Genomic DNA, 19847 nt, shown 5'->3' with positions numbered 1-19847 from the left:
CCTAAAGATTTATAAATGAGCGTCTTTTGCCACCATGTGGGCATGGAAACATTTTAATATCATTGGATTAAAGAGTCTAGTGATGAACTGATATTGGTGAGGGATATGTGGGGAAAGATAGAGCATTACTTTGATGAATATCCAGTTCGGAAGCAGATAGCCAAGACACTCCTCAAGTACGGCCTGAAGGTTTCAGAAGACCTCAAGATCAAAGCCGGGGACATAGAGGTCCCATACACGAAGATAGCCAAGGCCCTCGACGTGGACAGGCGCGTCGTGAAGGAGACCGTTGGAATGATACTTAAAATTCCAGAGCTTAAGGAGATATACATGAACCTCGAGCCTACCGTTCACATGAAGTACGTGGGAAGGCACATTGGATACGGCGTCATTGAGATAGAACCCGAGCCGAGGGCAGTGGGGATACTGGCGAAGATAGCCCACAAGATAGCTGAGCGGGACATAAACATTGTCCAGGTTGTTGCCGAGGACCCAGAGCTTTACCCGGAAGCCACTCTCACAATAATCACGGAGAAGCCGATCCCCGGAGACCTCATCAACGAGCTTTCCAAGCTTGAGGGTGTCAAGAGGATTTCAATTTACTGAGGTTTTTCTGTTCTCCTTTTATCTGAAGCTGGAGGTTTGTTGATCATCTTTTGTCGTCCGAGCTGACCGATGCAAACATTTCTCTGAACTAAGAAGAAATGAAACACTCAAGGACTATGGAGAACCCCCCGTATCATCAAAGGACAAATCTGACGCCCCTATTTTAACTATAGGTTTTAAACCTTTGCCTTCGGTAGGTAACGTTTATAAGTCTTCGTTTTAAACCAGCGATTAGCTTCACCTTGCCTGTCTGAAGGTGTCCACTAACCACCGGAGGTTGATGATATGGGGGAAGCGAGCAAAATTAGCAGGTACCTGTACACTGTTATCGTGCTATTCTTGATATGGATACTGCTAACGTCCAGTTTGGACCCGCAGGAGCTTGAATTTGGATTTTTGCTGTCGCTGGTGGTGGCGGCTTTCACCTACGAGATATTCACGACCGCGGGGCTTTCAAACTTCCATCCAAAGAAGGTCGCCTACGCAATAGCGTATATCCCGTACTTCCTGTGGGCCATGATAGTTGCGAACCTAGACGTTGCCTACAGGGTTCTTCACCCGAAGAGGCCGATAAGACCCGGAATCGTCAAGTGCAGGACCATTCTCAACACAGACACGGGGAAGCTCTCCCTGGCCAATTCGATAACGCTAACACCTGGAACCATAACCCTCGACGTTGACGACGATGAGTACTTCATCCACTGGATATGGGTTCCAGATGAAGCCCTCACCGAAAACGAGGAGGAGCACGTTAAGGTTGCATCCGCCAGCATAACCGAACCCTTTGAAAAATTCTTGAAGGTGATCTTCGGATGATAGCACTGAGTGTTTATCTCATACTCATAGCGATAGCGACGTTGCTCAGCACGTACAGGGTGTTCAGGGGTCCAACGACCGTCGACAGGCTCGTGGCAGTTGACATCATGACGACGATAACCACCGGACTGATGGTGCTCTTCTCGCTCTACTACGGCAGGATGATATACATCAGCGTGGCCCTCGTTTATGCAATCCTGGCCTTTGGTGGGGTTATAGCCTTCGCTAGGTATCTGGAGGGAGGCCTATGAACGTACTCTCAGCCACAGGCGAGGTTCTAGTGCTCATGGGAACGTTCTTCTACTTCCTGTCGGCGCTGGGCCTCATCAGGATGCCGGATGTTTACAACAGGATGCAAACGTCAACGAAGAGCGCAACACTAGGAAGTCTTGGAGTCATGGTCGGAACCGGCCTCTGGGCCGTTGGAAAGGGCTATTCATGGGCATGGATTGTGCAGACCCTCGTGGTGGCAACCTTCCTCCTGCTGACCAATCCCATAAGCGCCCACGCGCTCATTAGAGCCGCGTACAAGAGAGGAATCCCCCTGTGGCAGGGAAGCGTTATGGACAAGTACGCGGAGCACCTCGCTAAATCTAGCGCGGATGAGGTCGAAGAAGCAGGAGAAACCCAGAACGGGGGTGGTGAGGAATGAACTGCATAGCCTGCATTGGGTACATAATCATCGGACTCATGATACTCTCGGCAATCTTGGCGGTCGAATGGAAGGATCTTTTAGCGGCGGCCGTGGGAATGGCAGCGGTAAGCCTGTTCGCGTCGCTGCTGTTCTTCATACTGCAGGCACCAGACGTTGCGATGACCGAAGCGGCGATAGGAGCGGCCCTCAGCGGGGCAGTGTTTATATTCGCAATAAAGAGAACCCAGCGCTACGAGACAGAGGATGAAGAAAAGCCTGGCTGGTGGGTGAGGTGGTGAAGATGCTCAAGCGCGCACTCGCGATAATCACCCTCCTGATAATCGGATACTGGATAGCTCAGGGACTTGCTGGAGTCCCCTTCGGCCAGGACAGAATGTTGGTGGGTCAGTATTACCTCGACCACGTTAAGGCACAGACCGGCGCGATCAACGTGGTTACAGCAATAGTCGTTAACTACCGTGGTTTCGATACGCTCGGTGAGGTTACGGTTCTGTTCATAGCCTCAACCGGCGTTGGAGCGCTTCTCTGGAGGAGAAAGAAGGAGAGGACAGCCAAAACTAAAGGCTCAATCGTCCTGACAACCGGAACGAGGCTTCTCGTGCCGTTCATAATAGTCTTCGGCGCCTACATATTCATCCACGGACACCTCACCCCGGGTGGAGGATTCCCGGGTGGAGCGACAATAGCAACCGCGTTCCTGCTTCTCTACCTGGCGTTCACCCAGTACGAGATACCACACAAGGCGTTCGAGCAGACAGAGGGAGTTGCGGGGATGAGCTACGTTTTAGTTGGCCTCATCGGTCTTGTTCTGGGTAGCTACTTCCTCTACGACTGGATATGGCAGCAGTGGCACTGGGGGATCAACAACGTAGGAAGACTCTTCAGCGGCGGATTCATACCGATAATCTACACCCTAATCGCCATAAAGGTCGGCACCGAGCTTAGCGGCATCATCGACAACATGCTCAAGGAGGAGGTGAGGGAATGATTAGCGCATACTACTTCGGGGCCATCTCACTCGTGCTCATAGGCCTCTACGCTGTGCTCGTTAAGAAGAACGTACTCAAAATCCTCATCGGGTTGAGCATAATGGAGAGCGGCGTCAACCTCCTCCTGGTGAGCATTGGCTACATATCAGGAAGGAGCGCGCCAATCCTGAGCGAGGGGATCGGTCCAAACCAGGCAGTTGACCCGATTCCGCAGGCACTTGTCCTCACGGCAATCGTCATAGGCGTCGCGACCACTGCCCTCGCCCTCAGCGCGGCCATAATCCTGTATGAGAAATACGGAACTCTCAACGTTGAGGAAATAAGGAGGTTGAGAGGATGAACGTTCAGTACGCTTCACTCCTCATAGCCCTGCCCCTCATCAGCGCGTTCTTTGTACCCCTCATTAAGAGGGCCGGTGAAAAGGGCATTAAAGCCTATTTGGTAATAATAACCGCCATCCAAGCAGGAATAGCCGGCTGGGTCTTCAACACGGTTTACACAACCGGCAAGCCCATTATAGTCATGGCCGGCGCATGGAAGCCGCCAGTCGGCATAGACCTATACATCGGCCACTTCGCGGCCCTCTTCGTGCTGATAGTTGCGGTGATAAGCTTCTTTACCGCCGTGTTCAGCATCTGGTCAATGAAGGTGCAGCCAATAGACAAGTACGCGATGCTCCTCCTCCTGCTGATGCTCGGAGCGACGGGAATGATAGCAACCGGCGATATCTTCAACCTCTTCGTCTTCATGGAGATAACGTCAATAACGGCCTACGCGCTCACTGCATACAACAAGACAGGGGAAGCGGCCGAGGCCTCGCTCAAGTACATGATCCTCGGAGGAATTGGCTCAAGCTTCTTCCTCATCGGCCTGACACTCATCTACGGCTCCCTCGGAACCCTCAACATGGCCCAGATAGCCCAGCTCGCTGGGAACATGAATCCCATGGTTGCACAGGTTGGTCTGGCCCTCATAATCTTCGGACTTGCAGTTGAGGCAGAGCTGTTCCCACTCAACGCCTGGGCACCGGATGCTTACCAGGCAGCACCGCACGCGATAACCGTCATGTTCTCGGCTTTCGTCGTCAAGGCGGGGCTCTACGCCATCGCAAGGCTCCTCTACCTCATGCAGGCTGTTGAAAGCTGGCACAACGTCCTAAAACTGCTCATTGCAATGGCCACCCTGACCGTCGTGGTGGCAGAATTCGCCGCATTGAGGCAGAGAGACGTCAAGAGGATGATATCCTACTCATCAATAAGCCAGGTTGGAATGATAGCCTTCGCCCTAGCCCTTGGAACTCAGGCAGGGGTTGATGCGGGAGTGTTCCATATGATAAACCACGCAATAGTCAAAGCCCTCCTGTTCCTCGGCGTCGGCTACGTTGGGGTAAAGCTCGGCGGAACGGCCATAGAGGACTTCCAGGGACTGGGGAGGAGGATGCCCCTGACCGCGTTCACGCTGACCGTCGGTTCGCTCGCCGCCGTCGGAATCCCGCTGTTCAACATATTCTGGAGTAAGATCAGGATACTCATAGCGGGCGTTCAGGCCGGTTACACTTGGGGTGTCGCACTGATCCTCGGCGCGAGCGTCGTGGAGGCGGTCTATTACCTCCGCTTCATACACACCATGTGGTTCGTTGGCGAGGGTGAGAGAGTGCGCGAGGGTTTGGCGATAAGCCTCATACTGCTCTTCCTCGCGGCGCTCGTGATAGTAATAGGCGTTTACCCGAACTACGCATGGAATCTAGCCCAAAAAGCGGGTAGCGACATCTTCAACGTCGGGCAGTACATCAAGAACGTTCCCTTAATGGGGGTGGGAGCATGAACGGGATCCCGATTATCCTATTTACCCCCCTGCTCGCAGGGGTTCTCGCGTGGGTCTTTGACTTCAAGGGGGTTAGGGAGACGATAGGACTAATCGGTGCCGCGGTGCCCTTAGCCTACCTCGCCAAGCTCTACACCGAAGTTACGACCAACCCCCTGAACTACTCGATTACGGTGGGCGGGTTTACCCTCCACTTCCAGCTGAGCACTATGAGCTGGTACTTCACCGCGGTGGCCTCAACGGTAGCCCTAGCCATGGCCTTCGGAATGGTTTCCACATCAAGACGGGGCTACGAGTGGCTCTTCGCCCTCATGAGCTTCACCGGTGTGCTGGGTGTTTTCCTGAGCCAGGACTTCATCAGCTTCTTCCTGCTCTGGGAGCTGATGACCTTCGCGAGCTTCATGATGGTCTTGAGGAGGAACCGGCACGAATCGCTCAAGTACTTCGTGCTCAGCGTTATAGGTGCGTACTCAATGCTCCTTGCCATAGGCATCCTCTACGCCAAAACCGGCTCCTTTGACTTCAACACGATAAGACAGGCCCTCCTAATGGACGTCTCCCTCGGAACCATCGGAAAGGGCGAGACGATACTGCTCTTCACGCTGTTCCTCACGGCATTTGGCGTCAAGGCCGGGGCATTTCCACTCCACGTCTGGGCGCCGGGAGCGTACAGTGAGACCGACCAGAGCTACACCAGCTTCTTCAGCGGGGCTTTAAGCAAGGCGGGTGTTTATGGAATACTGCTCATCTACATCCTGATGGGCTATAAACTCTACGCCGAACTTGGGACCTTCCACGGCCACCTGACCTTCGCCTATATAATAGCCTGGATAGGTGCCATCACCGTCGTGGTCGCAAGCTTCCTCGCGGTTCTGCAAGAGGACATACGGAAGCTCTTTGCCTACTCATCAGTTGGGCAGGTGGGTTACATCCTCCTCGCCTTCGGAACCGGCACGAGCCTCGGACTCATGGGAGGACTCTTCCACGTGCTCAGCCATGCGGTCTTCAAGGGTCTGTTCTGGCTCGTCACTGCCGCAATAATTCTCCGGACAGGGAAGACCCAGTTTAAAGACATGGGGGGCCTTGCAAGGAAGATGCCCTACACCTTTGCGATGGGTCTCATAGCGGTGCTCAGCCTCGCAGGAATACCCCCAATGGCCGGCTTCGCGAGCAAGTGGCTCATATATGAAGCAGCTATAAGCGCTCACATGCCGCTCGTCGCTGGTGCGATATTCCTCGGAAGCGGCCTGGCCTTTGCCTACGTGGTCAGGTTCCTCTACGGAGTCTGGTACGGTCAGACCCCGAGCGACCTTAAGGATGTTAAAGAGGCTCCCGTCTCGCTCCTTATAGCAATGACCATACTTGCAATACCGAACGTCCTCTTCGGTGTGGCACCCGGCCTTGTGACGAAGTACCTCAACAAGGTTCTCGGCGGCCAGGTAATCGGCGGAACCTATACCAAGCTGATAACACCACACGGAACATACAACGCCCTGCTGGTTACGGTAATACTGCTCTTCGGTCTCTCCGTGGCTGGCCTGATATACGTCTACGGAGCAAGGGCGAGGAAGATAGCGGTTACAGACACCTACCAGTCGGGTAACCCCGTTACGGAGGACTACAACCTCTCCATCAGGAAGAACTTCTACAGGCCGCTCGCGGAAGCACTCGACTTCTGGCTCAAGTACAGTTGGGACCGCTTCTATGAGAGGCTTGCCAGGCTCTTCGAGGACTTCGCCGACTGGCTCAGGGAGGGCTTCTACAACGGAAACGTCCAGAGCTACTCCTGGTATCTGGCAATAATACTCCTTATACTCGCGCTGTGGGGGGTGCTGTGAATGATATACTGGAAACTCATCCTTGAGGCGATTGGAATACTCATCTACGCGACGCTGGTGGGCTTCCTGTTCATGGGCATCGAGAGAAAGGCTATAGCAAGGATACAAAGGAGGGTGGGTCCTCCAATATACCAGCCGCTCATAGATACCCTCAAGCTCCTCGGGAAGAAGGAGAGCGTCAGCCACGGCTTAATCTACGACTTTGGACCGGTGTTCGCCCTCGGAGCCACCATAACGGCGCTCCTCTTCATCCCGGTAGCAAACTTCAGGCTCTTCAGCACCAACGCCGATTTAATCGTAGTTGCCTACCTACTCGAGGTGCCGATGCTTGGAATAATGCTTGGTGCGATGAGTTCGGGCAACCCGTTTTCAGCGTTGGGTGTCCAGCGTGGCCTACTTACAATGGTGGCGATGCAGTTACCTTACGGACTGGCGATAATAGCGCTCGTTCAGCACTGGGGAACCTTCAAGCTCAACGAGATAGTGGCCCTACAAGGAATCCACGGATGGAGCATCTTTGTCCCGGCGCTCCTCCTGGCGATGATAGTCTTTGACATAGTCTTCCAGGCGATGCTAGGTTTGGAGCCGTTCGACATCATAAGTGCTCCAGCGGAAATATCCATGGGTCCGATGCTGGAGTACGGTGGCAAGCAGGCGGCGATACTCTTCACCCAGCACGCGATACAGCTCTTCGCGGAGACGACATTCTTCACAATACTCTTCCTTGGCGGGGCGAGCAACCTACTGACCCTCTTCATCAAGCAACTCGCGGTGCTCTTCATAGCGATATTCGTCGCCAGCATCTACCCGAGGTTCACCATCGACCAAGCGGCCAAGTTCTTCTGGAAGTGGCCGACCATACTGGGAATAATAGCCGTTTTGCTCACGGTGTGAGGTGATGTGGATGAGCGAGATGAAAGGGGTTAACGAAAACGACGGCGTCATACACTACGAACTCCAGGAGTTCAAGCTCTTCGAGCCGCTGTTCAGGTGGGCTAGGAAGAAGAGCCTCTGGATAGTGGCGTTCTGTACCGGATGCGGCGGTATCGAGATGCCGCCGCTGGCCAACGCCAGGTACGACTTTGAACGCTTTGGCGTCATGGTCAACCCATCGCCGAGGATGGCCGACCTGTTCCTCATAACGGGCTATGTAACGCCTAAAACCCTCAAAAGGATAATCGTGACGTATGAGATGATGCAGGGGCCGAAGTACATCCTCGCCCACGGTTCATGCCCGATAAACGGCGGCGTTTACTGGGATTCCTACAACGTCGTCAAGCAACTTGACAGATACATACCCATCGACGTGGCCATAGCAGGGTGCATGCCGAGGGCCGAGGCTGTCATGGATGGGATACTGGAGGTAATGCGCAGGATAGAGAAAGGAAAAGCGGACGGCTGGAAACGCTATCATGATAACTACGAGTGGTACAAGAAGAATCAGGACGAACTGTTCGGTGAGGGATGGCGCGAGAAGGAGGCAAAGAGGTGGTTGGCATGGATATGAACGAGAAAAAGGCGGGAGAGAGTAAAGTCGAGGAAGCAAAACCCGTTGAAGAGGCCAAGCCAGTTCCCGACACCAAGGAGGGGAGACTCATTAAGGCACTCACCGAGAAGGCACCGTACGCCGAGGGCAACGTCAGACGCGAGAGAAGGGTCGAATTCAAGGTCCCGGCGGGGAGGTTACACGACTTCCTCGAGCTTGCAAGCGAGGAGTTTGAGATGCTCATGCAGATAAGCACCGTGGACTGGCTGAAGGAGGGGGAGTTTGAACTCATCTACCAGCTCTGGAGCGTGAGCGAAGGAATCCACGCCTTCATCAGGACGAGGATTTCAAGGGACAACGCAAAACTGCCCACCGTCATGGACATCTGGCCGGTTGCCGAGACATACGAGAGAGAATCCCATGAGTTCTTTGGGGTAATCTTCGAGGGCAACCCACGCCTCGGACCGTTCATCCTCGAACCTAGGGAGTACGAGAAGCATCCACTCAGGAAAGACTTCAACACACTCGGCTACGCCAAGACCATCTATGGGGAAGACTTCGACAGGTATGATGAGAGCAAGACGAACTACGTGATATGAGGTGGTGAACATGGCAAACGTCGAGGTTCCAAAAGAGTTGAGAGAAGAGGCAAAGCAACATGATATGTACCTCCACCCCATAGACAAGGACGTCTATGAGCTTTTCTTCGGCCCACAGCATATGGCAACCGAAAACTTCAGCATAATCCTCAAAATGGACGGCAACAGGATAGAGAAGGCGATAGTCAATCCCGGCTTCCTCCACAGGGGCTTTGAGAAGCTCGCCGAGGGTAGGCCCTACTTCAGCAACATCGCTTTAATCCTGCGTATCTGCGTTCCGGAAAGCGACGTTCCCGAGAACATTTACTCGATGGCAGTTGACGAGATAGTCGGCTGGGAGGTTCCAGACAGAGCTATATGGATAAGGAACGTCGTCCTTGAGATGGCAAGGATGAGCTCCTGGATGTTCTGGATAATGGGCTTTGGAAACGAGATAGGCCTCTACACCGCCGGCCAGTGGGCGGCAGCATACCGTGAGAGGTTCATGCGCCTCTTTGAGGAACTCACTGGAGGAAGGGTATACCACATCTACACCGTGCCTGGTGGCGTTAGAAGGGACATCCCCGGCGACCACTGGTTGAGGCAACTCCGCGACACGGTGGAGTACATAAAGAGCAAGATGAAAGATTTCGACGAGATACTCTTCGACAACTACATTACCTTCGAGAGGACTGAGGGAGTAGGGGTAATGGACAAAAGGTTTGCCCTCAAGCACGCCGTAACCGGTCCGAACCTGAGGGCCGTTGGCATCCCGTACGACGTCAGGAAGGACGACCCGTACTATCTCTACGACCAGCTCGACTTCGAGATTCCTGTCCTCAAGGAGGGTGACAGCCTCGCGAGAACCCTCGTCAGAAGGTACGAGATAGAGCAGGATCTCTACATCCTCGAGCAGCTCCTCGACATGGGGCCGCCAAGCGGACCGTATATGGTTCAGGACGCACGCTTAAAGGCCCTTCCAAGGTTCAAGCCACCCAAAGGAGACGCCTACGCCCACGTCGAGAGCACGAAGGGTGACTTCGGGGCCTACGTAGTGAGTGACGGAAGCCACAAGCCCTACAGAGCGCACTTCCGCGGACCAAGCCAGAGCCACGGAGTTACTGTGCTTGAGGAGCTCTTGAAGGGGGCACGCATTGCGGACGTACCGGTCATATTGAAGACCCTTGACAACTGCCCGCCGGACATAGACAGGTGATGAAGATGCCCGCGAGAGTCGTTGGAGAAGAGAAAGTCAAGATCAAGAAGTCCTTCGTCAAGCCCTGGATGGGGATAAAGTACCTGTTCAAGAAGCCGGTAACCATCAAGATACCCTTCGAGAAGATAGAGCCCGCACCGAAGTACAGGGGATTCCACACGCTGAACTGGAAGACCTGTGTCGGCTGTAACTTCTGCGGCCAGATATGCCCGGCTAGGGCCATAGAGATGACCTGGATAGAAGGGGAGAAGAGACCCCACCCAAAGGTGGACTACGGTCGCTGTACCTTCTGCCAGTTCTGCGTCGACGTCTGCCCAACGGGAGCGCTTGGCTTCAGTGAGAACTTCTATCTCACTACCAGTGGACTGGAAGAGGATCTCGAGCTTTACGATTGGGTGCCGATACACCCGGACAAAGTCAGGGAACTCAACGAGAAGTTCGGGGACTACCGCTTCCCCGTTGAGAAGATAGAAAAGAAGGGCGATGGAATTTACGTCTACCATCTCCGCGACGGAGACAAGCTGGAGTTCAAGATACTCGGCTACGGTCTGAGGCCTCCTGCGGCGGCCAGACCAAAGCCAGCGGCAAAACCCGTCGCAAAGTCTCCTGCGAAGAAGGAAGAGCCCGGCGCAGGCAAGCCTGCCGAGAAGAAGACCTCCACCGCCGAAGATAAGCCCCAATGAAGGGACCTCTTTTTTTCATTTCCCTCGTACCTTCCGATAATTTTTTAAGGTGATATATCTACCACAGGTCGAGGTGATTCTGTGGACGTTCGAAGAGAGAAGAGCCTCGGACTTGTGGGATCTATTCTCGTGCTGATCGGAGGGTTCCTTGGGATTATTCCCTACGTTGGGGTGTTCCTGGGAACGACTTCGTTGATAGGCCAGGTGCTCATCCTCATAGCCCTCAAAGGCCTCGGGGACAAACTTGGAGATGAGAGGCCGTTCAGGTATTACCTCTACGCAGTCGTCGTTAGCATAGGCATCGCCGCCGTTGCTGTGGTGTTCATGCTGATCGGGATAGTCTCTGCACCTGGGTTCGTTGACCACCCAACGGGCACGAACACCATTGGAATCGGCCTGCTCGGGACGGCCATACTCCTCCTGCTTGCGGGGGCAATAATCGGGATATACTTCACGATAAAGACCTGGAGAGCAGCGTACGAGATTACAAAAATTGAGGAGTTCAAAAAAACCGCGAACTTCCTGATGTGGGGAGCGATAACACTCATAATCCTCGTTGGGCTTATACTGCTCTTCGTGGCGGCGATCTACCAGATACTCGCCTTTGCAAACATGCCGGAGGAGATCGAAACCGGGCAGGATGATGAGATGGTGGCCGTCTTCTAAATTTCTTACTTTTTAGTGTAAACTTTTTAAGCTAAAAGTTAATTTGTACGTGGTGGTTTTCATGGTCAACGTAGCAGGTGAGAAAAACCTTGGCATGTGGGGTGCGGTTATAGCGCTCGTCGGCAGTTTCATTCCCTATGTGGGCATCGTCATCTCACTCGTTGGCTTCATACTCGTCCTCGTGGCCCTGCACAGGGTAGGGGAGGCAGTTGAAGACGGCAGACCCTTCAGAAACTATCTCTACGCGGTCATAACCTTAATGTCGGTGCTGATCCTGGTCTTGGTGGTCTCGTTGAGCCTCACGGGTCTCGCCAGTATGGGTGTCCAGACGAGCGAGAGTTTCTCCGGTTCCACTACGGTAACCCCAGGCGAAAACGTCGTAATAACACAGAACTACGGTGGATCGAACACGGGCATCGTAATGTCGATCTTTGGAATGTTGCTCCTCGTCGTCGCGGTGGCCATCGTCAGCGCGTACTTTGAGATGAAGGCCTGGAGTGCGATGTACGAGATAACCGGGACGAAGGAGTTCAAAGACGCCGCCAGCTGGTTCAAGTGGGGGGCCATCACCACAATAATACTGGTGGGGCTCCTGTTGATACTGGTGGCTAGGATATTCGTCATCCTTGGGTTCAACAACATGCCCGAGGAGCTGAACGTCGAAGGGGAGAAAGGAGGGCAAGACATCTCGGTCTTCTGACTACCATCCCTCCACTTTTTTCAAAACTTCGTCCGAGACTTTTCCCTCCTCAACATCCTCGATGGCCCCTTCAAGTATATCAAGCCCCTTCTCAAGAAGTTCCTCTTCTATCGTCAACGGTGGCTGGATCCTTAGAACGTTGCCCTGAAGAAAGGCAACTATGAGCCCCAGTTCGTAGGCCCTCCAGACTACCTTTCTTGCCTCCTCGTAGGCCCTCTCCTTCGTCTCCCTGTCCTTTACGAGGTCAACACCGAGCATGAGGCCAAGGCCGCGGACGTCTCCTATCATCTCGTGCCGCTTTTTCATCCCCTCCAATCTCCTCTTTGCATATCTACCAAGCCGTTCAGCGCGCTCCAGGAGATCCCGCTCTTCTATTTCCTCGATCACCGCCAAAGCGGCAGCGCTCGTGACGGGGTTTCCGCTCAGGGTGAACGCGTGACCCATCGGAGGAATTGAGTCCATTATCTCCTCCCTGCCGATTATTGCACTTATCGGAAGGCCACCGCCTAGGGGCTTGGCGAGGGTTACTATGTCGGGTTCGACACCGAAATGCCCTATCGCGAACCATTTCCCGGTCCTACCAAGGCCGCTCTGAACCTCGTCCACCGCTAGGAGAATCCCATGCTCGTCTAGGATTCTCTTCAGTCTCTTGAAGTATTCCTCCGGAGGAACCACCATGCCCGCGTCTCCCTGCACAGGTTCAGCCATGAGGACTGCAACACCATCCGCATGAACTTCACCCTCAAACTTCTCTTTCAGGTACTCCAGGCACTCCATGTGGCATTTCCCGGGCTCCTTCCCAAAGGGACAGCGGTAGCAGTTGGGATATGGAATGAAATGAACATCACTAAGCTGACCGACCTTGGAGCGCACCTCAAAATCGAGACCGGTGATGCTCATGGCCCCATATGTTGAGCCGTAGTAGCTTCGAAGGTAGCTTAAAACAGCCCTTCTGCCCGTGTATGCCCTCGCGAACTTTATGGCACCGTCGTTGGCATCGCTCCCGCTGAGGCCGAGGGAAACCTTTACACCCTCCATCGGAGCAATCTCCGCAAGTTTCTCCGCAAGAAGGAGTGGCTCTATCGGGAACCCGTAGATGAACGTGAAGTGAAGCAGTCTGTCGGCGGTTCTCTTCACCGCTTCAACCACCCGCGGGTTGTTGTGGCCGACGTTTTGAACGGCCGCATCGCTTAGAAAGTCTATGTACTCCCTCCCCTCAAAATCCCAAACACGGGCGTTCTCGGCCCTCAACGGGACTATTGGGGAGTATGTAACTCTAGATGCCCTGGAAAAAATCTTAGAATATCTCTCAAGGACTTCATCTTTGTTATCCGGGTATCCCATGCTCCCACCCATACTGCTATACGCGTTTGGAACTAATAGGAATTTCGGTGATATTCTACGTATTCAGCTAAAAAACTTAAAAATAGTAGAAGTGATTAATAGAAAATAAGGTGATAATATGCGAAGTAACGAAAAGATTGACAGCCTTGACAGGATGATACTAAACGTCCTTCAGGATGACGGGAGGGCGAGCTACTCCAAGATAGCCAGAAGGTTGAAGGTACCGGAATCCACGGTGAGGCTTAGGGTAAAGAGGCTGGCGGAGCGCGGGATCATCAGGAAGTTCGCGGCGCTGATAAATCCTTTCAAGGCAGGTTATTCAATAGTCGCCTTCATAGCAGTTGACGTTGAGCCAAGTAGAGTGAAGAAGGCCGCCGAGGAGCTGGAAAAGCTGCCGGAGGTTGACGTTCTCGGCATAGCGACCGGTGCTCACGACATACTCATGCAGGTTACCGTGAGGGACTTGCACGAGCTTGAGAACTTCCTCATCGAGAAGCTCGGAAGGGTGGATGGGATAAGGAGCACGGAAACATCAATCCTGACCAGCGTCCGCAAGTGGGGCTACGCGAGGGTGTTCTGAGCGAAGAGCACCCAGATGCCTATGGCGATGAGGAGGATTCCCGCTATGACAGAAAGTCCGGCACTGTGCCTCACCATGGCCTGCGAAAACCGCTTGCTCTCGCTCACACCCCCCATTGCCAGAAGGATGATGACCAGCGGTAGGACAAAGATGACGTTGTATAAGGCAAGAAGTAGGAAGGCCAGGGCCCTGCTTCCGCGGGCTATTATGGTGGTGTAAACAAGGTAGCTACCAGCGGAACAAGGCAAAAGGGTCGTGGAAACAACCATACCTAGGGTAAAAGACCCCAGAAAGGTTGCATCGGAAGAGAAAATCCTCCTCCGGATTTTCCCCTTGTCGCCTATGCGGGACCTCTCAAGAAGTCCTGTGGCAATCGTGTACGCACCGAAGGCGACTGCGAAGACACCCGCTGCCCAGAGTGGGATGTACTGCCCCAAGAATAGAAGACCCACACCGAGTAGATAGTACGAAACATAGACAGCCAAGATGAAGGCCGAGCCTATGACGTAGAGCCGCTTCCTTGAAACTTCTCTGACCGAGACTGCTATCAGGAGCATGGTGTATATCACAAAGGTGCAGGGATTGATTGAATCACTCATCGCTAGGGCGTAGAACTTGGGTATAAATCCCGGAATGCCAAGGACCCAGAGAACCGCGGCGCTGATGAAGAAGGACAGTCCAATTATCAGTCCAAAAGCTTTGATTTCACCCCTCATAAGGGGAACTTTGGAGAAAACCTTTTGACTTTTTCCAGAACAAAAGGTTTAAAATAAGAAGTTAATTGAATCAGCCGCCCTGAGATGTGGTGTTGGTTGGCATCTCATGCTTCACGAAGAGGTCGTAGAGCTCTTTAATGGCCTTTTGCGCCTTGGGATCTTTGTGGGGGAGTATATACGCCCTGCCAACGAAGAGAAGTGTGCCGTTGTTGACCATTGCCGCATGGATTATCTGGGGTGTTGCGGTGACGTTGAACTCTCCCTCCATTATGGCCATCAGGCTACCGTTGTATGTAATCGCAATGGCTGGAACTCCGTTTATGCCCGTAAGCTTTGATATCTGGGCAAAGAGCTTCATGTTTGTCTCGTTGTTCAGGAGTTCATAGTAGGTGAGGGAAGAGTTGCCGTATTCCTTGGGAATCCACTCGTGCATGTGTCTGCAGTGGGGGCAGGTCTTAAGGCCGTACATGTAGAAGTGGATCTCGTTGAGGTAAATCTTGGTGCCGTTGACCACAACGTAGTTCGTTGGCTGAGCTTTGGAGGTTGTTGAAGTCGTGGAAGTCGTGTGGGTTCCGCCAGAGGGGGTTGATATACACCCCGCGGCGAAGCCGATGAGGAGTGCAACTATTAGAACCAACCCAACCTTTTTCATTCAATCACCCGTTTACAGTTTAGCCCAGGGGTTATAAACCCTGCCGCCCCTTTGATAAAAACTGCAGTGAGTAGGGAACGTTTAAATCTTCAAGTGCCGAAGTAATGGGGGGATGAACATGCAGGAGTGGTACCGCTCCAGGGGCCTCTACGAGGCGGTTCAAAAGCTCATCAATTCGGGAAGGTGAACGAGGCTTTAAATATGGCAGAGGAAATAACCGACGATGTGATACGCTCCAAAGCGATATCCCAGATAGCGGTTGAAGCGGCCAAGAGAAACGACGACTACTCCGAGTTTCTCAACAGGGCAATTAAAGCGGCACTCGACATAAAGAAGCCCGAAGAATCGACGAAGGCCCTCATGAGCCTGGCCTTTGAGTTCCTGAACCTCGGGAAATCAGAAGAGGCCTTGAAGATCGCCGGGTACATAAGGGAACTTCCCGGGCGCGCAAAGGTGGAAGCGGAGGTAGCCCTCTCTTTGGCGAAGGAGGGCAAAATCTCGGAGGCCATGGGGATAATCAACGGCATAATGGACGAGGACGTTAAAACATGGGCTATGTCTAGGCTTGCCAGCCAGCTTTAGCGCCGGACTGTTTATAATCTCCTTCTTGAGGGAAAAAGTTAACAGAAAGGAATCCACAAGCCTTTTTTAGGTTCCCTCTTTCCCCAACAAGGTGAGAAAATGAACGGTGGAGAGATAATCGGACTACTTGGAATGCTACTCCTCGTCGGCTCTTGGGTTCCACAGACGGTGGAGACGATTAAGAAAAGGCACTGCCCCCTCAACTTGGGGTTCATAATAATCTACGTCACTGCCGCGAGCCTCCTCACAGCCTACTCCTACATAATCGGTGACTGGATATTCTTCACGCTGAACTTCCTGTCGGCCCTTCAGAGCGCCATAAACCTCGTAGTGAAACTCATGGAACCTAAGGGCAAAGGAAGATAACGAGAACTTTGTGATCTCATTTCCTCTCATAGATGCCTATAAGTTCTCCCCACTGGATAACGTGCCCTTCTATGACTCTCTCCAGTTCTTTTCTTGCCACCCCAGTAGGGAGACCAAGCTCGGTATCGAGGGCGTAGACTTTGAAGTGGTAGTGGTGGATTCCATGTCCCTTGGGGGGACAAGGTCCGCCGTAGCCTACCCTTCCAAAGTCGTTCCTACCTTGGATCATTCTAACCGGTGCCTCAACAACATCATCCTTTGGGACACCCTTTGGAATCTCTCCTAGGGGTGGTATGTTCCACGCTATCCAATGGGTGAACGTGCCCATCGGAGCATCGGGGTCGTCCACGATTATGGCCAGGCTCTTCACGGTTGGGTCTATACGTCCAATGAAGATCGGTGGGTTCACATCGTCGCCGTCGCAGGTGAACTCCACCGGAATGTGGTCGTTGTTATGGAAGATGGAACCAATCTCAAGGGTCTTTGGGGTGTTCAAGTTTTCACCTCCAGAGATGCATTCGCTCCCGATTATAAGGACAGTTAGTATGGGGGCTTAGCCCCCTCATGGTTTAAGCTACGCACTTTCCCCGTAAAAGAGTTTTGCCAAAGGTTAAATACTGGATGCCATTTTGGACTATCATGCACGTCATATGGGAAAGGGAGATCCCTGCGGAGGATATAGTTGTTTCACCTCGGCCTATGTGGAAGTGTCGCACCTGCTCTATGTATGGGAAGAGACCGAGCTGTCCGCCTCACGTGCCCGACTGGAAGGAAGCGCGGGAGTGGATAGGACACTTCAGAAAAGCCATCCTAATAAAGTTCTCCATAGACATGGATGACTTCGAGAACGAAAAACGAAGGGCTATTCTATACCTCCTAAAGAGAGAGACAGAGCTTTTCAGAGAGGGCAACCTCTACGCTATGGCGCTCTTTCCAGGCTCATGCAATCTCTGCGACGACTGTCCATTCGAGCGCGGCGAACCCTGTAGGTTTCCAACGAAAGTCAGGCCAAGCATAGACGCAATTGGGATAGAAATAGGAAGGCTCGTGAAAATCAACTTCTCCGAAAGCGTTTTGTACGGGATGGTGCTAGTAGATTAGGGCTTAAAAATGCCAAAGGTCGCGTACATAACCCTGCTTGGAAGGTCACCTTGGGCGGTCGTTAACGCATACTACAAACTCCTAACGATGGGCAAAAAAGCAGACCTGATATACATCTTTACTGAGGAGCGCTACAGGAACAGCCTGCCAAAGGTCGTCCGAGCGCTGAAGGCCATCTCCAAGGCGTACAACTCGGACCCTGAGATAAAAACGGACGTGATACCAGACTACGGTTTCTTCGTTGCCGACAGGAAGTTCAGAGGACTGTTCTCGGAGCTGGAGAGAGGGGGTTACAGGATGGGTCTCGACATAACCTCCGGCAGGAAGGCCCTAGTAGCGGCCGCGATAGTCCAAATAAGGGCTTTTCCAGTGGCGTTCATTGTCTACATGGGTCTGCTGGACCTGGATTTTCCTGACAGACCTTACATGATGATACCCACGCACATGCAGCCGATAAGAAACTTCATGGGGGATGAGAATGAGGGGAACTAGTGAAGTCATTGAGAAGCCCGAGCTTCAGATACTTATGAACGTCTTGGGTGAGATGCACGTGAGTTATCCCCTCTACGGAATCGAACTCCTTAAGGCCCTTCCTTTGGAAAATGGGTACCGGATTGAGGTAACCGTCGACAGAAGGTCATTCAGCGAGCGTGTTCCAGAACACCTGAGGAACGAGCTTCCCACCTACGTAGACTTCTACGAGACCTTTATCTCCTCGGGCATAATCCGCTACGAGAACGCTGATGAGTTCGCACAGAACCTTGAACTTTACGAGAGGTTGAAGAAGGGTGTTGCCTTCGCTCCGGACACGAACGTGCTCTACCACCGCTTCATATCATCCTTTAAACCGCTCGATGGGTACCAGATAGTCATTGCGGAGGGCGTGAAGAAGGAGATAGAGAACGCCATGAACTATAAGTACAGAAACAGACAGCTGGAGGAAATCGGCCGGGAGGTTCAGAACAGAGGTTTGTTGAGGGAATTCAGCAACAGGAGGACGAAGAAGAGCAGAAAAGCCGCATACGTAGCCCTCAAGGAGTTTGAAGCGCTTAAGAGTAGGATAATCATAGCCGAGAGCGTGAGGGAAGACACGCACAACAACGATGAGCTTATAATAAAGAGCCTGAAGCGCTATGACAACATGACACCGACGTTGCTAGTCTTTCTCACCGCTGACGTGGCTATTACCGATGTTGCCGAGATGGAGGGATTGGAATACTTCCTTTTCAAGTATCCACACGGGGAACTTGGCAGGCACAGTGTCTCTCCTTACCAACTAAGAACTCTCCTCTTCAACCTCGCCTCGGTACTCGGTGTCATTGAGGTCAACGGGATTCTAGTGTTCGGAGAGTTCGGTGGAAAGGAGGGGCTGAACGAGCTGAAATTGTTATTCCCAGAGGAGAACAGGACCTACCACGAGTTCGGCTTCCACCTTAAGCTGAGCAGAAAGTTGATGGAGATAATGGACGGTTAACCCCGGTGGGTTTTAACGAAGGCCCCTGCAAGCTCAAGGGAGAACATGAAAGCCGTGAGGACCTCCGCGAACATCGTCACGTATCCTCCAAGGGGTAGAATGACAAGCGCCGCCGCCACCCCGAAGACCGTCAGCTCCTCTCCCTCCTTTGATTCCCCCCCGTAACGGTATTCTATCAGGAAAGCCAGCCAGTCCAAAACCACGAAAAACGCGATGGTGGGCTGGAACTCCCAGAGCAGATAGGCAATGGAGTACACCATGAAGGGAACGGCCCAGTAAAGTCTCCTCATTATCCAACCTCCAGGCCGCCTGAGGAAACCTCGGTGCCGTTGTGGAGGACAATGAGGGTATAGCTTCCCGGTTTGGAAACTTGAACGACAAAGCGAAGCCCATTAACGGTTAAAATCGTCGAGCCGTTGAGGTTATCGAGTTCGGACTTCTTTAGTGCTCCAGTGGCCCTCACAACGTTCTCTGGGTGAACGTCAAGATAAGAAGTTGTTTTGAAGTTGCCGACCTCGACGGAAACGGGGATTCCCTGGGTGTATGGAACGAAGACAGTTCCGTTAATCAGATGAGCGTTTACGGTGACGTTGAACTTTCTGGGTATAAATGGAGGGACGAGCTTCAGGACGTAAACGATAACGCTCACGTTGGACTTCTCACTGATTATCCTAGCCTCAAAGGCGTAGAGAGTTGCATTCGTTCCCTCAAAAAACTCCTCAACTTCTCCCAAAATGTTCATAGGTACCGTCAGATTGCCAGAGAAGGTGCCGTTTATCCCAACGGTGCCAATCTCAGGAGTTACCAGAGGGGTCTGCCCTTCGGAGGTAAGATGCAGAGTGCTCAGAGCGGTCTCGAAAGTACTGGAGGTACTGTGGGATGGACCCACGCTTGAAATGCACCCCCCACCGAACACACTAACGAGGATCAACACTATGATAATGACCCAACCCCGCATACTCCCGCCTAGAGTGT

The 19847-nt window shown here is 52.8% G+C and carries 28 protein-coding genes; 22 read left to right on the top strand and 6 right to left on the bottom strand.

The window, feature by feature from the left end; translation table 11 throughout:
• Positions 1 to 105: 105 nt before the first annotated feature.
• From MV421_RS05220 to MV421_RS05145, 16 genes are all read left to right on the top strand, one after another.
• On the top strand, positions 106 to 606 hold the full coding sequence (locus tag MV421_RS05220) for a regulator (protein ID WP_297419826.1): 501 nt from the start codon (positions 106 to 108) through the stop codon (positions 604 to 606).
• 285 nt (positions 607 to 891) lie between these two features.
• Positions 892 to 1422 (top strand): Na+/H+ antiporter subunit E, encoded by a 531-nt coding sequence (locus MV421_RS05215; protein WP_297419729.1) that lies wholly within the window; start codon positions 892 to 894, stop codon positions 1420 to 1422.
• A complete protein-coding gene (locus tag MV421_RS05210) occupies positions 1419 to 1673 on the top strand; it encodes a monovalent cation/H+ antiporter complex subunit F (protein ID WP_297419727.1) in 255 nt (84 codons plus the stop codon). Before MV421_RS05215 ends, MV421_RS05210 begins: the two co-directional genes overlap by 4 nt.
• Positions 1670 to 2074, top strand: coding sequence for a monovalent cation/H(+) antiporter subunit G (gene mnhG / locus MV421_RS05205; protein ID WP_297419724.1), 405 nt, complete (start codon positions 1670 to 1672; stop codon positions 2072 to 2074). The genes MV421_RS05210 and mnhG overlap by 4 nt, the downstream gene beginning before the upstream one ends.
• The gene (locus tag MV421_RS05200; RefSeq protein ID WP_297419721.1) at positions 2071 to 2355 is read left to right on the top strand and encodes a DUF4040 domain-containing protein; all 285 of its coding nucleotides are present in this window, start codon (positions 2071 to 2073) and stop codon (positions 2353 to 2355) included. The genes mnhG and MV421_RS05200 overlap by 4 nt, the downstream gene beginning before the upstream one ends.
• A gap of 2 nt (positions 2356 to 2357) precedes the next feature.
• Positions 2358 to 3065: a Na(+)/H(+) antiporter subunit B gene (locus tag MV421_RS05195; protein WP_297419822.1), complete on the top strand. Its 708-nt coding sequence runs from the start codon at positions 2358 to 2360 to the stop codon at positions 3063 to 3065.
• Positions 3062 to 3406 (top strand): NADH-quinone oxidoreductase subunit K, encoded by a 345-nt coding sequence (locus tag MV421_RS05190; protein ID WP_297419718.1) that lies wholly within the window; start codon positions 3062 to 3064, stop codon positions 3404 to 3406. Before MV421_RS05195 ends, MV421_RS05190 begins: the two co-directional genes overlap by 4 nt.
• The gene (locus MV421_RS05185) at positions 3403 to 4890 is read left to right on the top strand and encodes a proton-conducting transporter membrane subunit (protein WP_297419715.1); all 1488 of its coding nucleotides are present in this window, start codon (positions 3403 to 3405) and stop codon (positions 4888 to 4890) included. Before MV421_RS05190 ends, MV421_RS05185 begins: the two co-directional genes overlap by 4 nt.
• Positions 4887 to 6728 (top strand): proton-conducting transporter membrane subunit, encoded by a 1842-nt coding sequence (locus MV421_RS05180; protein ID WP_297419712.1) that lies wholly within the window; start codon positions 4887 to 4889, stop codon positions 6726 to 6728. Before MV421_RS05185 ends, MV421_RS05180 begins: the two co-directional genes overlap by 4 nt.
• Positions 6729 to 7622, top strand: coding sequence for a respiratory chain complex I subunit 1 family protein (locus MV421_RS05175; RefSeq protein ID WP_297503288.1), 894 nt, complete (start codon positions 6729 to 6731; stop codon positions 7620 to 7622). It begins immediately after the preceding gene.
• Positions 7623 to 7632: 10 nt separating this feature from the next.
• A complete protein-coding gene (locus tag MV421_RS05170) occupies positions 7633 to 8235 on the top strand; it encodes an NADH-quinone oxidoreductase subunit B family protein (RefSeq protein ID WP_297419706.1) in 603 nt (200 codons plus the stop codon).
• Entirely contained in the window at positions 8226 to 8813 is a 588-nt protein-coding gene (locus tag MV421_RS05165; protein ID WP_297419703.1) for an NADH-quinone oxidoreductase subunit C, read from the top strand. Before MV421_RS05170 ends, MV421_RS05165 begins: the two co-directional genes overlap by 10 nt.
• Positions 8814 to 8823: 10 nt before the next feature.
• On the top strand, positions 8824 to 10008 hold the full coding sequence (locus tag MV421_RS05160; protein ID WP_297419819.1) for an NADH-quinone oxidoreductase subunit D: 1185 nt from the start codon (positions 8824 to 8826) through the stop codon (positions 10006 to 10008).
• Positions 10008 to 10691 (top strand): NADH-quinone oxidoreductase subunit NuoI, encoded by a 684-nt coding sequence (nuoI, locus tag MV421_RS05155; protein ID WP_366938850.1) that lies wholly within the window; start codon positions 10008 to 10010, stop codon positions 10689 to 10691. The genes MV421_RS05160 and nuoI overlap by 1 nt, the downstream gene beginning before the upstream one ends.
• Before the next feature lie 81 nt (positions 10692 to 10772).
• Positions 10773 to 11357 carry a DUF996 domain-containing protein gene (locus MV421_RS05150; RefSeq protein ID WP_297419699.1) on the top strand — a complete coding sequence of 195 codons (585 nt, stop codon included), beginning with the start codon at positions 10773 to 10775 and terminating at the stop codon, positions 11355 to 11357.
• A gap of 61 nt (positions 11358 to 11418) precedes the next feature.
• The gene (locus tag MV421_RS05145; protein ID WP_297419813.1) at positions 11419 to 12057 is read left to right on the top strand and encodes a DUF996 domain-containing protein; all 639 of its coding nucleotides are present in this window, start codon (positions 11419 to 11421) and stop codon (positions 12055 to 12057) included.
• On the opposite strand, the gene MV421_RS05140 is transcribed toward MV421_RS05145, so the two are convergent.
• Positions 12058 to 13401: a leucine/methionine racemase gene (locus tag MV421_RS05140; RefSeq protein ID WP_297419696.1), complete on the bottom strand. Its 1344-nt coding sequence runs from the start codon at positions 13399 to 13401 to the stop codon at positions 12058 to 12060.
• Between the two features lie 118 nt (positions 13402 to 13519).
• Here MV421_RS05140 and MV421_RS05135 point away from each other — a divergent pair, with 118 nt between their 5' ends.
• Positions 13520 to 13981 carry an Lrp/AsnC family transcriptional regulator gene (locus tag MV421_RS05135; RefSeq protein WP_297419693.1) on the top strand — a complete coding sequence of 154 codons (462 nt, stop codon included), beginning with the start codon at positions 13520 to 13522 and terminating at the stop codon, positions 13979 to 13981.
• Here MV421_RS05135 and MV421_RS05130 read toward each other — a convergent pair.
• Positions 13963 to 14697 (bottom strand): cytochrome c biogenesis protein CcdA, encoded by a 735-nt coding sequence (locus MV421_RS05130; RefSeq protein ID WP_297419690.1) that lies wholly within the window; start codon positions 14695 to 14697, stop codon positions 13963 to 13965. The genes MV421_RS05135 and MV421_RS05130 overlap by 19 nt on opposite strands.
• A gap of 70 nt (positions 14698 to 14767) precedes the next feature.
• Positions 14768 to 15349 (bottom strand): glutaredoxin, encoded by a 582-nt coding sequence (locus MV421_RS05125; protein ID WP_297419687.1) that lies wholly within the window; start codon positions 15347 to 15349, stop codon positions 14768 to 14770.
• Between the two features lie 201 nt (positions 15350 to 15550).
• Here MV421_RS05125 and MV421_RS05120 point away from each other — a divergent pair, with 201 nt between their 5' ends.
• The gene (locus MV421_RS05120; RefSeq protein WP_367271112.1) at positions 15551 to 15931 is read left to right on the top strand and encodes a hypothetical protein; all 381 of its coding nucleotides are present in this window, start codon (positions 15551 to 15553) and stop codon (positions 15929 to 15931) included.
• Positions 15932 to 16030: 99 nt separating this feature from the next.
• Positions 16031 to 16297: a hypothetical protein gene (locus MV421_RS05115; protein ID WP_297419684.1), complete on the top strand. Its 267-nt coding sequence runs from the start codon at positions 16031 to 16033 to the stop codon at positions 16295 to 16297.
• A 16-nt stretch (positions 16298 to 16313) separates the two neighbouring features.
• Here the strand turns inward: MV421_RS05115 and MV421_RS05110 are convergent, their stop codons facing one another.
• On the bottom strand, positions 16314 to 16793 hold the full coding sequence (locus tag MV421_RS05110) for a YbhB/YbcL family Raf kinase inhibitor-like protein (protein ID WP_297503290.1): 480 nt from the start codon (positions 16791 to 16793) through the stop codon (positions 16314 to 16316).
• 143 nt (positions 16794 to 16936) lie between these two features.
• Here MV421_RS05110 and MV421_RS05105 point away from each other — a divergent pair, with 143 nt between their 5' ends.
• Genes MV421_RS05105 through MV421_RS05095 form a run of 3 tightly spaced genes read left to right on the top strand, consistent with a single transcriptional unit; the run spans position 16937 to position 18872 of the window.
• Entirely contained in the window at positions 16937 to 17398 is a 462-nt protein-coding gene (locus tag MV421_RS05105) for a DUF2284 domain-containing protein (RefSeq protein WP_297419678.1), read from the top strand.
• A gap of 9 nt (positions 17399 to 17407) precedes the next feature.
• On the top strand, positions 17408 to 17890 hold the full coding sequence (locus MV421_RS05100; protein ID WP_297419675.1) for a hypothetical protein: 483 nt from the start codon (positions 17408 to 17410) through the stop codon (positions 17888 to 17890).
• On the top strand, positions 17877 to 18872 hold the full coding sequence (locus MV421_RS05095) for a PIN domain-containing protein (protein WP_297419672.1): 996 nt from the start codon (positions 17877 to 17879) through the stop codon (positions 18870 to 18872). The genes MV421_RS05100 and MV421_RS05095 overlap by 14 nt, the downstream gene beginning before the upstream one ends.
• Here MV421_RS05095 and MV421_RS05090 read toward each other — a convergent pair.
• Both MV421_RS05090 and MV421_RS05085 read right to left on the bottom strand, forming a co-directional pair.
• Positions 18869 to 19162, bottom strand: coding sequence for a hypothetical protein (locus MV421_RS05090; RefSeq protein WP_297419670.1), 294 nt, complete (start codon positions 19160 to 19162; stop codon positions 18869 to 18871). The two genes, MV421_RS05095 and MV421_RS05090, sit on opposite strands and share 4 nt — an antisense overlap.
• Entirely contained in the window at positions 19162 to 19830 is a 669-nt protein-coding gene (locus MV421_RS05085; protein WP_297419668.1) for a hypothetical protein, read from the bottom strand. The genes MV421_RS05090 and MV421_RS05085 overlap by 1 nt, the downstream gene beginning before the upstream one ends.
• Positions 19831 to 19847: the final 17 nt, after the last annotated feature.

The sequence above is a fragment of the Thermococcus sp. genome (genome assembly GCF_027023865.1).
Taxonomy (GTDB): domain Archaea; phylum Methanobacteriota_B; class Thermococci; order Thermococcales; family Thermococcaceae; genus Thermococcus.
Note: the sequence above shows the minus strand (reverse complement) of the source record. Positions and strands in the feature narration are given on the sequence as shown.

Bases quoted from the DNA above. Each gene is read 5' to 3' on its own strand.
- MV421_RS05115 (WP_297419684.1), top strand. From the start codon at position 16,031: ATGAACGGTGGAGAGATAATCGGACTACTTGGAATGCTACTCCTCGTC.
- MV421_RS05125 (WP_297419687.1), bottom strand. From the start codon at position 15,349: ATGAAAAAGGTTGGGTTGGTTCTAATAGTTGCACTCCTCATCGGCTTC.
- MV421_RS05210 (WP_297419727.1), top strand. From the start codon at position 1,419: ATGATAGCACTGAGTGTTTATCTCATACTCATAGCGATAGCGACGTTG.
- MV421_RS05175 (WP_297503288.1), top strand. From the start codon at position 6,729: ATGATATACTGGAAACTCATCCTTGAGGCGATTGGAATACTCATCTAC.
- MV421_RS05130 (WP_297419690.1), bottom strand. From the start codon at position 14,697: ATGAGGGGTGAAATCAAAGCTTTTGGACTGATAATTGGACTGTCCTTC.
- MV421_RS05090 (WP_297419670.1), bottom strand. From the start codon at position 19,162: ATGAGGAGACTTTACTGGGCCGTTCCCTTCATGGTGTACTCCATTGCC.
- MV421_RS05145 (WP_297419813.1), top strand. From the start codon at position 11,419: ATGGTCAACGTAGCAGGTGAGAAAAACCTTGGCATGTGGGGTGCGGTT.
- MV421_RS05140 (WP_297419696.1), bottom strand. From the start codon at position 13,401: ATGGGATACCCGGATAACAAAGATGAAGTCCTTGAGAGATATTCTAAG.
- MV421_RS05195 (WP_297419822.1), top strand. From the start codon at position 2,358: ATGCTCAAGCGCGCACTCGCGATAATCACCCTCCTGATAATCGGATAC.
- mnhG (WP_297419724.1), top strand. From the start codon at position 1,670: ATGAACGTACTCTCAGCCACAGGCGAGGTTCTAGTGCTCATGGGAACG.
- MV421_RS05180 (WP_297419712.1), top strand. From the start codon at position 4,887: ATGAACGGGATCCCGATTATCCTATTTACCCCCCTGCTCGCAGGGGTT.
- MV421_RS05215 (WP_297419729.1), top strand. From the start codon at position 892: ATGGGGGAAGCGAGCAAAATTAGCAGGTACCTGTACACTGTTATCGTG.
- MV421_RS05160 (WP_297419819.1), top strand. From the start codon at position 8,824: ATGGCAAACGTCGAGGTTCCAAAAGAGTTGAGAGAAGAGGCAAAGCAA.
- MV421_RS05135 (WP_297419693.1), top strand. From the start codon at position 13,520: ATGCGAAGTAACGAAAAGATTGACAGCCTTGACAGGATGATACTAAAC.
- MV421_RS05105 (WP_297419678.1), top strand. From the start codon at position 16,937: ATGCACGTCATATGGGAAAGGGAGATCCCTGCGGAGGATATAGTTGTT.
- MV421_RS05100 (WP_297419675.1), top strand. From the start codon at position 17,408: ATGCCAAAGGTCGCGTACATAACCCTGCTTGGAAGGTCACCTTGGGCG.
- MV421_RS05085 (WP_297419668.1), bottom strand. From the start codon at position 19,830: ATGCGGGGTTGGGTCATTATCATAGTGTTGATCCTCGTTAGTGTGTTC.
- MV421_RS05095 (WP_297419672.1), top strand. From the start codon at position 17,877: ATGAGGGGAACTAGTGAAGTCATTGAGAAGCCCGAGCTTCAGATACTT.
- MV421_RS05165 (WP_297419703.1), top strand. From the start codon at position 8,226: ATGGATATGAACGAGAAAAAGGCGGGAGAGAGTAAAGTCGAGGAAGCA.
- MV421_RS05190 (WP_297419718.1), top strand. From the start codon at position 3,062: ATGATTAGCGCATACTACTTCGGGGCCATCTCACTCGTGCTCATAGGC.
- MV421_RS05120 (WP_367271112.1), top strand. From the start codon at position 15,551: ATGGCAGAGGAAATAACCGACGATGTGATACGCTCCAAAGCGATATCC.
- nuoI (WP_366938850.1), top strand. From the start codon at position 10,008: ATGAAGATGCCCGCGAGAGTCGTTGGAGAAGAGAAAGTCAAGATCAAG.
- MV421_RS05220 (WP_297419826.1), top strand. From the start codon at position 106: ATGTGGGGAAAGATAGAGCATTACTTTGATGAATATCCAGTTCGGAAG.
- MV421_RS05170 (WP_297419706.1), top strand. From the start codon at position 7,633: ATGAGCGAGATGAAAGGGGTTAACGAAAACGACGGCGTCATACACTAC.
- MV421_RS05185 (WP_297419715.1), top strand. From the start codon at position 3,403: ATGAACGTTCAGTACGCTTCACTCCTCATAGCCCTGCCCCTCATCAGC.
- MV421_RS05200 (WP_297419721.1), top strand. From the start codon at position 2,071: ATGAACTGCATAGCCTGCATTGGGTACATAATCATCGGACTCATGATA.